A 12,900-nucleotide genomic window follows, 5' to 3' on the forward strand; every position below is an offset into this window, starting at 1 on the left:
CCGTTCCAGGGAGGTCAGGGGCCAGAAGCCCTACACCTGTACGTCACTCCGCTTCGCCTCCCACTCCTCGCGCAGGATCGCGTACTCGTAGGAGTCGGTCCACCGCCCCTTCGACCAGAAGTCCGCCAGCTTGTGTGCCTCGCGGCGCATCCCGAGTCGCTCGCACATCGCCGCGGAGCGCTCGTTGGCGGCGTCGAGGTTGGCCACCACGCGGCGTACGCCGTAGTGCTCGAAGGCCAGCGCCATGGCGACGCGTGCGGCCTCCGTGGCGAACCCCCGGCCCGCCGCCCAGGGGAAGAGCGTCCAGCCGATCTCCAGGCACGTCCGGTCCGCGCCGTCGTAGAACAGCACGACGTTGCCGATCGGCGTCCCCTCGTGCACCATCATCAGCCCGAGCCCGGTGTGCGGTTCGTCGGGAGCGTCGGGCCCGGAACGGCGGAAGGTGTCGAAGGTGACCTCGGCCAGGTTCTGCTCGGGCAGCAGCAGGTACTCGACGAAACCCGGGTCGGCCCAGGCCTTCGCCCGGACGGCGGCGTCCTCGGGGAGGGTACGGCGGAGCGTGAGCCGCTCGGTCCGGATCGGCAGCTGCGGCGGTTGCGGGCGGTGGAACTCCGCGCGCACTGCGTCGACCCAGAGGTCGCGGATCGAGGGGCCGCCGAACCGCAGCCGGTCGTAGGCCGTCGTCGGCAGCACCAGCCCGTCCAGCCCGGTCACTCCGACACCGCCGTCGACCGCCTCGCCCAGGGAGCCCTGCGCGAGCTCGTCGCGCGGGTCGTCCCGGAGTACGGCGACGGCAGCGCGCGCCTGCTCGACCATCCTCGTCACCTGGCGGATCGAGACGGGGTCGACCGTGCGCAGGCAGACGTGGTGACCGGCCATGAAGGTGTCCCACTCGGCCTCGACAGTCGTGGGGTCGTCGGGCCAGAACTCGACGAACCAGTCGTGCAGGTGCTCCACGCCGCCGGCAGCGCCGATGACGTCGCCGAGGTCGGCGACCATCGGGGTGCCGTCAGCGAGGAGGTAGCTCGGCAGCGGCAGGCGGCCGGCCGCGATGTCGGGCAGCTGTTCGGGTGGGAGGGGAGTGAAGTGCTCGCGGACGTGGGCCTCGTCGGCCGCCGTCATCGGGTGCTCGCCGTTGACCTCCCGGAAGCGCGTGCGGACGGTCTCGAGCGCGGTCAGCGCGTCATCTCCCACACCGTCAAACATGCCATGAGAAGGCACACGCCCGCACCCAGATAGTGCAGCAGGCTGAGCCTGATCCGGGCGAGCAGCACGCGTCCGACGATGACCGCCAGGCCGCTCACGGCGAGCAGTGCGCCCCAGGCGCCGAGGAAGACGCTGAGCGGGTCGTCGTACTTCGCGACCAGCGAGAGGGTGAGCAGCTGCGACAGGTCGCCCCACTCGGCGGCGAAGAGCACCAGGAAGCTGGTCAGGATCACCTTGAAGCCCTGTGCCTCGCCGGCCTTCGCGGCGAAGTCCTCCTCCTCCGCGCCCTCGGACGCCTCGTGGGCCCGGGCCTCGCGGAGCAGGATGATCGCACCGACCAGGAACATCAGTGCGGCGGCGACGTGCACGACGGTGTCGGGCAGGAACGACGCGGCCTTGCCCAGGGCGACCGCGATGGCCGTCTGCGCCATGAAGGCGAGCCCGACCCCGATCCACACGAACAGCGGCCGGAACTTCGTCGACAGGACGAGGGTGGCGATGAAGGTCTTGTCGGGCAGCTCGACGACGAAGATGGCGGCGAAGGTGAGCGCGATGACGACGACGTCGAGCACGGGTGCCTCTCGGATCAGTGGGAAGGGGTTCGGAGCAGGGCGCGCGTCTCGGCGATCGCCTCCGCCAGCACGTCGTTGACCGGCCGCCCGAGGGCGAGGGCGGCGCGCGCGACGTCGTCCCACTCGGGCTGGGCGTTGACGACCTCGCCGTCGTGGCTGGCGAGCTTGACGTCGATGGTGTGCCCGTCGACGTCGACCTGGACCATCTCGCGGTCGAGCGCGTGCTTGGCCAGCGGGATCTCGCGGACCCCGATCGTGGAGGTATGGCGCCAGATGGCCGCTCGCACGGCATCGGCGGCCGCGCTGCTGGTCAGCACCGAGAGGGTGTGGGCCGGGCGTCCCTTCTTCATCAGGATCGGCGTCAGCCAGGCATCGCTGGCGCCGGCCTCGAGGAGCGCGGCGATGACCGACGGCCAGACCCGCGGGTCGAGGTCGTCGATGTTGGACTCGATGAGCAGGGGCCGCTCGTCGCGGCCCGGGCCGCGGCCGACGAAGAGGCGCAGCACGTTGGCGTGGGTCTGGGGGTCGCGACCGCCGGCCCCGATGCCGATCGAGTCGACGGCCATGGCCGGCTGCGGTCCCCACTCGTCCGCGAGCGTGGTGAGCAGGGCGGCCCCGGTCGGGGTGCAGGACTCGGCCGTGCCGGGACCGGCCAGGGAGGGGACGCCGAGCAGCAGCTCGGCGACCGCGGGCGGCGGCACCGGCATCCGCCCGTGCGCACCCTCGATCGCGCCGGAACCGACCGCGACGGGGGAGACGGTGACCCGGTGCCCGCCGGGGTCGCCGGGGTCGTCGTCCGCCCGCGCCAGCCACACGAAGCCGGCGCACACGCCCACCACGTCGGCGATCGCATCGAGCGCACCGACCTCGTGGAAGGAGACGTCGAGGGGGTCCGAGCCGTGCACGCGCGCCTCGGCCACGGCCAGCCGCTCGAAGGTGCGGACGGCCAGGTCGCGGACGTCCGCGTCCAGGTCGGCCGACTCGAGCAGCGCGCGGATGTCGCGCCAGCTGCGGTGGTGCTCGGAGTCGGCGATCTCGACGTGGCAGCGGGTGGCCGCGAAGCCGTTGCGGTCGACCGGCTCCGGGCGCAGCGTGACCGGCTCGGGGGTCACGGCGTCGATGCTCTCGCCCAGCACGGCCAGCGGCACGCCGGCGCCGATCAGCGCGCCCAGCAGCATGTCGCCGCTCGCCCCCGCGGAGGCGTCGATCCAGACGCTCATGACGTCGCCCCGTCGGTGGTCTCGTGACGGCGCTGGCGCGCCTCCTCAACCGCCGAGCGGTGGCCGATCCGGCAGATGCGGGCCGCGGCCACGCCTGCGCCGTAGCCGTTGTCGATGTTCACCACGGTGACGCCCGGCGCACACGAGTTGAGCATGCCGAGCAGGGCGGCCAAGCCACCGAAGGAGGCGCCGTAGCCGACGCTGGTCGGCACCGCGATGACGGGCGTGCCGACCAGGCCGCCCACGACGGAGGGCAGCGCGCCCTCCATCCCGGCAACCACGATCAGGACATCGACCTCGTCGAGCCGGTCACGCACGGCGAGCAGGCGGTGCAGGCCGGCGACGCCCACGTCGCGGATCTCCACCGGCTCCGCGCCGTGCACGGCGACGGTCAGGGCTGCCTCGGCGGCGACCGGGGCATCGGAGGTGCCGGCCGAGAGGATGCCCACGCGTCCGCGCGGGGTGGGGAACGGGCCCAGGGTGACTGCACGAGCCACAGCGTGCACCTCGGCACCGACACCGGCCGCGGCGTCCATCGCCTCGAGGCTGAGCCGCGTCGCGAGCACCGCGCGGTCGGGGTGGCGCTGGTGGAGGGTGGAGAGGATCGCGGCGACCTGCTCGGGGGTCTTGCCCGCGCCGTACACGACCTCGGGATCGCCGGTGCGGGCTGCGCGGTCGAGATCGATCCTGGCGAAGCCCAGGTCGGCGGTTCGGTCGTCGGTCACCCACCGAACCTATCGCCCGGCGGTCTGTTCACCCGGGCGTGGTTGTCACTGTCGGTGGTCGGGTGTTGAGTCGCAGTTGCGGGTCGAGCAATCCAACACACATCGATGAAGGAGCCAGTGATGGCCACGTTCGAGTCCTACCAGCAGGGCACTCCCAGCTGGATCGAGTACAGCAGCGCAGACCAGCCGGCCTCGAAGGAGTTCTACAGCCAGCTGTTCGGCTGGGACTACGACGACCAGCCGATGAACGACGACCAGGGGCAGTCCCTCGGGACCTACTCGCTGGCCAAGGTCCAGGGCGACAGCGTCGCCGGCCTCGGCCCGGCCATGGCGCCCGGTCAGCCGGCGAGCTGGGGCGTCTACCTCGCCACCGACGACGTCGACGCGTCCGTGGAGAAGGCCCGCCAGGCGGGCGGCCAGGTCCACGTCGAGCCGATGGACGTCCCCGACCAGGGCCGGATGGCCTGGATCCAGGACCCGGGCGGCGCGAGCGTCGGGCTCTGGCAGGAGAAGGGCTTCGCCGGCTCGGTGCGGGCCAACGAGCCGGGCACCAACATCTGGAACGAGCTGACCGTGGCCGACCCGGCCGGGACCGGCCAGTTCTACTCCGACGTGCTCGGGCTGCAGACCCAGCAGCACGACATGGGCCCCGACAACCCGCCGTACACGACGTTCAACGTCGGCGACAAGACCGTCGCGGGCACCATGGCGCTCGACGGTGACATGCAGCCGCACTGGAACGTCTACTTCAACGTCGACGACGTCGACGCCGCCGTGGCCAAGGCCGAGCAGCTCGGTGCTTCCGTGGTCGCGCCGGCCATGGACGTGCCCGGCCAGGGCCGCTTCGGCTACCTCCGCGACCCGCAGGGGGCGACGTTCAACCTGATGCAGAACGCGCCCCAGCAGGGCTAGCTGTCGCGGAAGGCGTCCGCGGGATAGACGCCGAGCACCTTGACCTCGGTGGTGAAGAACGCCAGCTCCTCCAGTGCGTTCTTCACCCCGGGGTCGTCGGGGTGGCCGTCGACCTCGGCGAGGAACTGCGTCGCGGTGAAGTGGCCGTCGACCATGTAGCTCTCGAGCTTGGTCATGTTCACCCCGTTGGTGGCGAACCCACCTAGGGCCTTGTAGAGCGCGGCCGGGAGGTTGCGCACGTTGAAGATGAACGTGGTGACGACCGGGCCGGCGTCGCGTGGCGCCTGCTCGAAGTCGCGCGAGAGCACGATGAAGCGCGTCGTGTTGTGGTCCTCGTCCTCGATGTCGTTGCGCAGGATCTCCAGGCCGTAGATCTCGGCGGCCAGTGGCGGCGCGATCGCGGCCTGGGTCGGGTCCTGGGCCTCGGCGATCTCACGCGCGGCGCCCGCGGTGTCGCCGGCCACGAGGGGCTTGAGCCCCAGCTCACGGATCACGCCGCGGCACTGGCCGAGCGCGTGCACGTGGCTGTGCACCGTCTCCAGCGTCGAGACGTCGGTGCCGGGGATGACCATCAGCGCGAACTGGATGCGCAGGAACTTCTCGCCCACGATGTGCAGGTCGCTGGTGGGCAGGAAGTGGTGGATGTCGGCGACCCGGCCCGCGATCGAGTTGTCGATCGGGATCATCGCCAGGTCGGCGTCACCGCTCTCGACCGCCGCGAAAGCGTCCTCGAAGGACGCGCAGGCCACCGACTCCCAGTCCGGGTAGTGCTGCTGGCACACGAGGTGGGAGTTGGCTCCGGGCTCGCCCTGGTAGGCGATGCGGCGGCGCGGCGAGGACGGGGAAGCGGTCACGCTGGCGATCTTTCCACGCGCGGCCGTGTCGCGGCCCCTGCGTCTCAGGCGTCAACCTAGGCTCGGCGCCGTGCTCATCGTTGCTGTCCTCGCCCTCATCACCGCGTCGGCGGCCCTCGTCCTGGCCGTGATCGGACTGCGCCGTACGGCGTCGACCAAGCGACCCACCACGGTCGACGCGCTCCCCGAGGACGTCCACGGCCTGCGCCAGGAGGTCGCCGCGCTCAAGGCCGAGGCGGTCGACTCGCTGCGCCACCTCTCGGTGGTGCGCTACGACGCCTTCGGTGACGTGGGCGGACACCTGAGCTGGAGCGTCGCCCTCCTCGACGACGCCGGGCACGGGGTCGTGCTCACCTCGATCCACGGCCGCAGCGAGGCGCGGACCTATGCCAAGTCGATCACGGGCTGGACCTGCGAGCAGCAGCTCTCGCCCGAGGAGGACGAGGCGATCGCGCACGCGCGTCCGTGACACGGGCGAGCTGGAACACAGGCAGTTCAGCGCGGGTTGAGCTCGAAGACCGGGATCTCGCGCTCGGTCCGGGCGGCGTACTTCGCGTAGTTCGGCCAGACGCGCAGCATCTCCGCCCACGCGCTCGCGCGCTCCGTGCCCTCGAGGAGCCGCGCGGTGACCGCGGTGTCGTGGCCCTTGAACTCGACGGTCGCGACGCCGGCCGCGACGAGGTTGCCCACCCACAGTGGTGGGCGGGGTCCGCCCCAGTTGGAGCCAGCGACCAGCCATGACCCACCGCGTGGGACGCACAGCAGCGGCGTCGTGCGCGGGAGCCCGGACCGGCGACCGGAGACGGTCAGGAACAGCTCCGGCAGCCCGGCGAAGCCCAGCAGGGTCACGCGCCCGGCGCTGAGCCGGCGCAGCAGCAGGTCGAGGCGCACGATGGCGGGGGCGAAGCGGGGCAACCAGGGTTGCCCGCCCACGCGCACGGCCAGCCAGCGAGTCGGGTGCATGTCAGCGGGGCACGCGGACGAGGAGGCGCCCGTGGACGCACTCCATGCTCAGCTCGCGACCGAGACCGATCGAGTCGCCGTCGAGCTGACGGGGAGCGTCGCTGAAGGCTCGGACGACCACCTTCGCGCCGCGGCGCCGGTCGATCAGCTCGTCGGTCGAGGAGCTCTTGGCCAGCACGCGCACCGCCAGCGGGATCCAGGACAAGAAGCGCTTGGGGTGCAGGATCACGACGTCGAGCAGGCCGTCGTCGATCGAGGCGTCGGGCAGCAGCGGCATGCCGGCCTGGAGGTAGCCGACGTTGCCGACGACGACGGTGCGGGCGCGGTGGATCGTGGGCTCCCCGTCGTCGACGGTGATCTCGACCTTGATGGCGGGGAACATCAGCGACTTGAGGCCGGAGATGACGTAGGCGATCCAGCCGATCTTCTTCTTGATGTCGTCGTTGACGCCGTCCATGATCGCGGCGTCGAAGCCCATGCCGGCCATCACCATGAAGTGCGTGGCCTCGATGCCGTCGCCGCTGACGTCGACGAGGTCGATCGCGCGGTCCTGGCCGTTGAGGGCGACGTCGATCGCGGAGCGGAGGTAGAGCGGGATGTCGAGGTTGCGGGCCAGCAGGTTGCCCGTGCCCGCGGGGATGATGCCGACGGGGATGCCGGTGCCGGCCAGCTCGGCGCACACCTCGCGCACGGTGCCGTCGCCGCCACACACGAGCACGAGGTCGGCGCCGTCGACCGACGCCTTCTCGGCCATCCCGCTGCCGGGGTCCTCAATGGTCGTGTAGTGCCAGGTCGGTTCGGACCAGCCGGACTCGACCGCCATCGAGTTCACGATCGAGCGGAACTGGCCGACGTCCTCCACCTTGATCGGGTTGAGGACGACCGCCAGCCGGCGCTCGGAGGAGTAGACCTCCGGCAGCGGCTCGCTCTTCTCGGCGTGCGAGCGCGGCAGCGGGCTGTAGAGCGCCAGCCAGGCGATCGCGACCGCGGCGCCGATGAGGGTGCCGCCGAGCGTGTCGGTCGGGTAGTGGCGCCCGAGCAGGATCCGGTCGAGGCTGACCGCCACGACCAGCAGCGCGATGGCGGTGTAGGCGATGCGGCGGAAGTTCTGGCGCCGTACGAGCATCGCGACCAGGACCACCAGGATCATGGCGACCGCTGCGATCGACGAGGAGTGGCCCGAGGGGAACGACTTGGTGGAGAGCAGGTGGGTCGGGTCCTGCCAGTCGGGCCGGTCGCGACCGAGCCAGATCTTCAGGCCGGTGGTGAGAATGGAGACGCTGATCATCACCAGCACGGTGTAGATCGCGGCCCGGCGCTGCTTGCTCAGCAGCAGCCCGACCGCCAGCACGAGGGTGATGACCGTCATCGCGATGGTGCCGAAGCCGTGCTCGATCACGCGCAGCACCTGCAGGAGCGCGGGCTGGTCGTCGGCCCAGTCCTCGGCGTCGCGGCCCCAGACGTCGACTCCGTCGAGGGGCGTGCGGTCGAGCTGGGTCACCGCGAAGGCGAGCCCGGAGAACAGGGCAGCGAGGACGGCCGCCCAGGCAAGGACGACGGAGCGGGGTCGGTCGAGCACCGGGTCAGTATGCCGGGTGCGGGTCCCACCCCCGCACGACTAGCCTTCCAGTGTGATTGACGCTCGCCTGCTCAGAGAAGCCCCTGACCGCATCCGCGCCGCCCAGGTGAAGCGGGGCCTGTCTCCCGACGTGGTCGACCGCGCACTCGCCGCCGACGAGTCCCGTCGCAGCGCGATCGCGACCTACGAGGCCAAGCGGGCGGAGCAGAAGTCGCTCGGCAAGCTGGTCGCGCAGGCCCAGGGTGACGAGAAGGCCGAGCTGCTCGCCCGCACCAAGGCGCTGTCCGGTGAGGTCAAGGAGCTCGAGGCCACCCAGGCCGCCGCCGAGACGGAGTGGGACGAGGCGCTCAGGTCGATCCCCAACCCGGCCGCCAACGAGGCGCCCGCCGGTGGCGAGGACGACTTCGTCGTGCTGGAGCATGTCGGCACGCCCCGCGAGTTCGACTTCGAGCCGCGCGACCACATCGAGCTCGGCCGGATGCTCGGCGCGATCGACCTCGAGCGTGGCGCCAAGGTGTCGGGCTCGCGCTTCTACTTCCTCACCGGCATCGGCGCGCAGCTCGAGCTGGCGCTGGTCAACATGGCGATGGACCAGGCGCGCAACGCCGGCTTCACCCAGGTCATCGCGCCGTCGCTGGTCAAGCCGCGTGCCATGGAGGGCACCGGCTTCCTCGGCCAGGCGGCCGACGACGTCTACCGCATCGAGGGCGAGGACCTCTACCTCGTCGGCACCTCCGAGGTGCCGATGGCGGCCTACCACTCCGACGAGATCCTCGACGCCGAGAAGCTTCCCCTGCGCTACGCCGCCTTCAGCCCCTGCTTCCGCAAGGAGGCCGGGTCGCACGGCAAGGACACCAAGGGCATCATCCGGGTCCACTGGTTCGACAAGGTCGAGATGTTCGTCCTCACGACGCTGGAGGAGTCCTACGCCGAGCACCAGCGGCTGCTCGACTGGGAGAAGGAGTTCCTCGACAAGCTCGAGCTCGCCTACCGCGTCATCGACGTCGCGGCCGGCGACCTGGGGCTCAGCGCCCAGCGCAAGTTCGACTGCGAGGTGTGGATCCCGACGCAGGGCAAGTTCCGCGAGCTGACGTCGACCTCCAACTGCACCGACTTCCAGAGCCGCCGCCTCGACATCCGCCAGCGCGGAGCCTCCGGCAACACCCCGGTCGCGACCCTCAACGGCACGCTGACCGCGATCACCCGGACCATCGTGGCGATCCTGGAGACCCACCAGCAGGCCGACGGATCGGTGCGGGTGCCCGAGGCGCTGCGCCCCTATCTCGGGGGCCTCGAGGTCCTGACCCCGGTCAGCTCCGCTGGTTGAGCAGCGAGGAACGAGCGTGTCGAAACCAAGGGGGCTGTGGCATGGGTGACTGGCGTCCTGAGCTCGTCGCGCTCGACATCGACGGCACGCTGCTGGCGTGGGTCGAGGGCTCGGGCCAGACCCACGAGGTCATCCGTCCTGCGGTGTACGCCGCTGTGCACCGCGCCATCGCCGCCGGCGCGCACGTGGTGCTCTCCAGCGGGCGGTCGCCGCACGGCATGGACAAGATCGCCGACCTGCTCGACCTCCCGCAGGTTGTCGACGACCGGATCTGGGTGGTCGCCTCCAACGGTGCCGTGATCTTCCGCTACCCGCCGCTCGAGGTCGTGCACGAGGAGACCTTCGACGCCCGCGCCGCCGTCGCGGCGGTGCTGGAGCAGCACCCGCACGCGCTGGTCGCCGTCGAGGAGCGTGGGATCGGCTACCGCGTCAACCGGCACTTCCCGCCGGGCGAGCTGTCCGGCGACATGATCATCACCGAGGTCGACGACATCGTCGCCGGCCCGGTCAGCCGCGTGATCATCCGCGACCCCGAGGCCTCCGCCGAGGACTTCGTCGAGCTGGCGGCCAACCTCGGGCTGCACGGCACCGACTACGTCGTCGGCTGGACCGCCTGGCTCGACCTGTCGCCGGTCGGGGTGTCGAAGGCGAGCGGCCTGCAGATCGTCTGCGACAAGCTGGGGGTCGCCGCGGCCGACGTGCTGGCGATCGGCGACGGGCGCAACGACCTCGAGATGCTCCGCTGGGCCGGCCGCGGTGTCGCGATGGGCCAGGCCATCGAGGACGTCCACGCGGCCGCCGACCACGTGACCGGCAGCGTCTACGAGGACGGGGTCGCGCAGGAGCTCGCCCTGTGGTTCCCCGAGGGACCCTCCGCGACCCGAGGGCGGGCCGGGTGAGCCTGCCGTCGTCCGTCGCGACCGAGCGACTCACCCTCGACCTGTTCACGGCCGACGAGGCCGCGCTGATGCTGGCCGGTGGCCGCGACCCGCGGTGGCACCCCGACTACCCGCGCCAGGACGACCGGGACGCGGCGTCGATGGTGCGCGTGGTCAACCCCTGGGGACCCCGGCACGTCACCCGCACCTTCGACGGGCTCGTCTTCGGCTCGATCGGCTTCTTCGGTCCGCCGACCCCGGCCGCCGACGACGTCCCCGAGGCGGAGATCGGCTACGGGCTCGTCGCCGACGCCCGCGGTCGTGGCGTCGCCACGGAGGCCGTGCGTGCCCTGCTGGTACTGACCGACGCCGCCGGCGTACGGGTACGAGCCTCCGTCGAGCCCGCCAACGCGGCCAGCGTCCGGGTACTCGCCAAGTGCGGCTTCACCGAGCTGCGCGGCGCCAACGAGGACGGCGAGCTGGTCATGGCACGCCCGCTGCGGGCGGTCCCGTGACCTCGCCGGGACGACCGCGCCTGGTCGCGACCGACCTCGACGGCACCCTGCTGCACACCGACGGCACCGTGACCGAGCGGACCCGCGCCGTACTCACCGCACTCGACGACCTCGGCGTGCCCGTCGTCTTCACCACCGGCCGCCCGATCCGTTGGATGGAGTCGTTGTGGGCCGACGTCGGAGGCCACGGACTGGCGATCTGCAGCAACGGCGGCATCGTCTACGACGTGGCCAAGCGCGAGGTGCGCACCTTCTGGCCGGTGCCGCGCGACATCGGGCTGGAGATCGCCGGGCTGCTGCGCGAGGCGATCCCCGGGACCATGCTCGCGCTCGAGCACACCGAGGGCTGGGTGAGCGAGCCGACGTTCCCGCACCACCCCGACGACAAGTCCGAGCGTCCGACGGGCGAGCTGGTCGACGTCTACCGCGACGACGTCGTCAAGGTCCTGGCCGTGCACCGGGAGCTGGCGCCCGAGGAGTTCTGGCGCCGCGTCGAGGAGCTCGTCGGCCACCTCGCCACGACGACCTGGAGCTCGAGCTTCGCGCTCGTCGAGATCAGCGCCGCGGGTGTCACCAAGGCCTCGACGCTCGCGACCCTCGCCGCCGAGCTCGGCATCGGGCCCGACGAGGTCGTCGCCTTCGGCGACATGCCCAACGACCTGCCGCTCCTGGAGTGGGCCGGGACGTCCTACGCCATGGCCAACGCCCACCCCGACGTGCTCGCCCTCGCGGAGCACGTCGCGCCGCCCAACGACGAGGACGGCGTGGCCGCGGTGCTCACCGGGCTGTTCGACCTCTCGCTAGGCTGAGCGCATGATCTCAAGGCTGGTGCGTGTGCTGATCGCTGCGATGTTGGCGATGTCCGGGCTCGTCCTCGCGACCGCCGCCCCCGCCTTCGCGTGCAAGTGCCAGGTCGCCGACATCGACCAGCAGACCAAGCGCGCCGACGCCGTGTTCGTCGCACAGGTCGACGGCGTGACGGAGGTCGGCCGGAAGTTCGAGTACGCCCTCACCGCCACCCGCGCCTACAAGGGCACCGTCGAGCGGGAGACCGCGATCCTCACCAACCAGGCCACGACCGCCTGCGGCCTGGGTGAGCTCAAGGTCGGCAGCGACTACCTCTTCCTCGTCTCCGGGGATGCCCCGCCGTACGCCGCCTCGAGCTGTGGCGGATCGGGGCCGGCCAACACCGGCCGGGTCGCGGAGGTCGAAGGCGTCCTCGGGGTCGGCACGGCCATCCTCCCGCCGGAGCCGCCCGCACCCACCATGACGAAGGTCGAGGAGTCGGCCCCCGCGTCGGTCTCCAGGCTCGCCGCCCCCGGCGGGGCCCTCGTGCTCATCGGGTTCCTGGGCCTGCTCGTCGTGGGACGACTGGCGCGTCGGTGACCTACGACGAGTTCTCGGCCGGCCGCGCGATCCTCGGCGTCCTCGGCCTGACCGCCATGGGCTACGGCCTGTTCCGTGCCTGGCGGGCGCGGCGGCGTACTCGCTGAGCTAGAGGTACATGCCTCCGGCGCCGCCCGACTCGGGGGCTTCCTGGCCCGGCTGCGCACCCATGCCCTGGGGCTGACCGTCCGGTCCCTGCTGGGGCGTCATGCCGGGCAGCGCCTTGCGCATCTGCTCCAACTGACCGCGCGCGGCCATCTGCTGGGCGTAGATCGCGGTCTGGATGCCGTGGAAGAGCCCCTCGAGCCAGCCGACGAGCTGGGCCTGGGCGATGCGGAGCTCGCCCTCGGAGGGGATGCCCTCCTCGGTGAAGGGCAGCGAGAGCCGTTCGAGCTCGTCGACCAGCTCGGGCGCGAGCCCGGCCTCGAGCTCCTTGATGGAGGCCTGGTGGATCTCCTTGAGCCGGTTGCGGCTGGCCTCGTCGAGCGGAGCCGCCTTCACCTCTTCGAGTAGCTGGCGGATCATCGAGCCGATCCGCATCACCTTCGCGGGCTGCTCGACGAGCTCGGTGACGTGGCGCTCGCGGTCGCCGTCGGCCTCGTCGCCGCCACCGACGATGCCCGCCGGCAGGGCACTCGCCGGGATCGTTCCGACAGGTTGGCCGTCGGGGCCCACGACCACGATCTGTTCCTCGCCGGAAGGCTGGCCTGGCTGCTGCTGCTCAGTCATGGGCCCCACCCTAGGTGTTCTGTCCACGGAGGTT

At 71.5% G+C, this 12,900-nt stretch carries 15 protein-coding genes; 7 read left to right on the forward strand and 8 right to left on the reverse strand.

Annotated features, from left to right (window positions below):
- Positions 1-30 precede the first annotated feature (30 nt).
- The 4 genes from CF8_RS20565 to larB are packed head-to-tail and all read right to left on the reverse strand — an operon-like array spanning position 31 to position 3,723.
- A complete protein-coding gene (locus tag CF8_RS20565; RefSeq protein WP_010831176.1) occupies positions 31-1,194 on the reverse strand; it encodes a GNAT family N-acetyltransferase in 1,164 nt (387 codons plus the stop codon).
- Entirely contained in the window at positions 1,176-1,778 is a 603-nt protein-coding gene (locus tag CF8_RS00465) for a TMEM165/GDT1 family protein (RefSeq protein ID WP_010831177.1), read from the reverse strand. Before CF8_RS00465 ends, CF8_RS20565 begins: the two co-directional genes overlap by 19 nt.
- A gap of 14 nt (positions 1,779-1,792) precedes the next feature.
- Positions 1,793-2,998: a nickel pincer cofactor biosynthesis protein LarC gene (gene larC, locus CF8_RS00470; RefSeq protein ID WP_010831178.1), complete on the reverse strand. Its 1,206-nt coding sequence runs from the start codon at positions 2,996-2,998 to the stop codon at positions 1,793-1,795.
- Positions 2,995-3,723 (reverse strand): nickel pincer cofactor biosynthesis protein LarB, encoded by a 729-nt coding sequence (gene larB / locus CF8_RS00475; protein WP_010831179.1) that lies wholly within the window; start codon positions 3,721-3,723, stop codon positions 2,995-2,997. The genes larC and larB overlap by 4 nt, the downstream gene beginning before the upstream one ends.
- 120 nt (positions 3,724-3,843) lie before the next feature.
- On the opposite strand from larB, the gene CF8_RS00480 reads away from it, so the two are divergent.
- On the forward strand, positions 3,844-4,635 hold the full coding sequence (locus CF8_RS00480; RefSeq protein ID WP_036489905.1) for a VOC family protein: 792 nt from the start codon (positions 3,844-3,846) through the stop codon (positions 4,633-4,635).
- Here the strand turns inward: CF8_RS00480 and CF8_RS00485 are convergent.
- Entirely contained in the window at positions 4,632-5,489 is an 858-nt protein-coding gene (locus CF8_RS00485) for a prephenate dehydratase (RefSeq protein ID WP_010831181.1), read from the reverse strand. The two genes, CF8_RS00480 and CF8_RS00485, sit on opposite strands and share 4 nt — an antisense overlap.
- Positions 5,490-5,559: 70 nt before the next feature.
- On the opposite strand from CF8_RS00485, the gene CF8_RS00490 reads away from it, so the two are divergent.
- Entirely contained in the window at positions 5,560-5,958 is a 399-nt protein-coding gene (locus CF8_RS00490) for a DUF4446 family protein (RefSeq protein ID WP_010831182.1), read from the forward strand.
- Between the two features lie 26 nt (positions 5,959-5,984).
- Here the strand turns inward: CF8_RS00490 and CF8_RS00495 are convergent, their stop codons facing one another.
- Positions 5,985-6,452 (reverse strand): nitroreductase family deazaflavin-dependent oxidoreductase, encoded by a 468-nt coding sequence (locus CF8_RS00495; RefSeq protein ID WP_036489906.1) that lies wholly within the window; start codon positions 6,450-6,452, stop codon positions 5,985-5,987.
- Between the two features lies 1 nt (position 6,453).
- Positions 6,454-8,031, reverse strand: a complete 1,578-nt coding sequence (locus tag CF8_RS00500; protein WP_010831184.1) for a diacylglycerol kinase family protein — start codon at positions 8,029-8,031, stop codon at positions 6,454-6,456.
- A gap of 52 nt (positions 8,032-8,083) precedes the next feature.
- Between CF8_RS00500 and serS the strand changes: the two genes are divergently transcribed.
- The 5 genes from serS to CF8_RS00525 are packed head-to-tail and all read left to right on the forward strand — an operon-like array spanning position 8,084 to position 12,137.
- Positions 8,084-9,358 carry a serine--tRNA ligase gene (gene serS / locus CF8_RS00505; RefSeq protein ID WP_010831185.1) on the forward strand — a complete coding sequence of 425 codons (1,275 nt, stop codon included), beginning with the start codon at positions 8,084-8,086 and terminating at the stop codon, positions 9,356-9,358.
- Between the two features lie 41 nt (positions 9,359-9,399).
- Positions 9,400-10,257 carry an HAD family hydrolase gene (locus tag CF8_RS00510; protein ID WP_010831186.1) on the forward strand — a complete coding sequence of 286 codons (858 nt, stop codon included), beginning with the start codon at positions 9,400-9,402 and terminating at the stop codon, positions 10,255-10,257.
- Positions 10,254-10,751 carry a GNAT family N-acetyltransferase gene (locus CF8_RS00515; RefSeq protein ID WP_036489907.1) on the forward strand — a complete coding sequence of 166 codons (498 nt, stop codon included), beginning with the start codon at positions 10,254-10,256 and terminating at the stop codon, positions 10,749-10,751. The genes CF8_RS00510 and CF8_RS00515 overlap by 4 nt, the downstream gene beginning before the upstream one ends.
- Positions 10,748-11,560, forward strand: a complete 813-nt coding sequence (locus tag CF8_RS00520; RefSeq protein WP_010831188.1) for an HAD family hydrolase — start codon at positions 10,748-10,750, stop codon at positions 11,558-11,560. Before CF8_RS00515 ends, CF8_RS00520 begins: the two co-directional genes overlap by 4 nt.
- A 4-nt stretch (positions 11,561-11,564) precedes the next feature.
- Positions 11,565-12,137 (forward strand): hypothetical protein, encoded by a 573-nt coding sequence (locus tag CF8_RS00525; RefSeq protein ID WP_156887114.1) that lies wholly within the window; start codon positions 11,565-11,567, stop codon positions 12,135-12,137.
- 108 nt (positions 12,138-12,245) lie between these two features.
- Here CF8_RS00525 and CF8_RS00530 read toward each other — a convergent pair whose 3' ends face one another.
- Entirely contained in the window at positions 12,246-12,866 is a 621-nt protein-coding gene (locus CF8_RS00530; RefSeq protein ID WP_010831190.1) for a bacterial proteasome activator family protein, read from the reverse strand.
- Positions 12,867-12,900 lie beyond the last annotated feature (34 nt).

It is taken from the genome of Nocardioides sp. CF8, assembly GCF_000389985.1.
Lineage (GTDB): Bacteria > Actinomycetota > Actinomycetes > Propionibacteriales > Nocardioidaceae > Nocardioides > Nocardioides allogilvus.

Bases quoted from the DNA above. Each gene is read 5' to 3' on its own strand.
- larC (WP_010831178.1), bottom strand. From the start codon at position 2,998: ATGAGCGTCTGGATCGACGCCTCCGCGGGGGCGAGCGGCGACATGCTG.
- CF8_RS00480 (WP_036489905.1), top strand. From the start codon at position 3,844: ATGGCCACGTTCGAGTCCTACCAGCAGGGCACTCCCAGCTGGATCGAG.
- CF8_RS00495 (WP_036489906.1), bottom strand. From the start codon at position 6,452: ATGCACCCGACTCGCTGGCTGGCCGTGCGCGTGGGCGGGCAACCCTGG.
- CF8_RS00510 (WP_010831186.1), top strand. From the start codon at position 9,400: ATGGGTGACTGGCGTCCTGAGCTCGTCGCGCTCGACATCGACGGCACG.
- CF8_RS00525 (WP_156887114.1), top strand. From the start codon at position 11,565: ATGATCTCAAGGCTGGTGCGTGTGCTGATCGCTGCGATGTTGGCGATG.
- CF8_RS00530 (WP_010831190.1), bottom strand. From the start codon at position 12,866: ATGACTGAGCAGCAGCAGCCAGGCCAGCCTTCCGGCGAGGAACAGATC.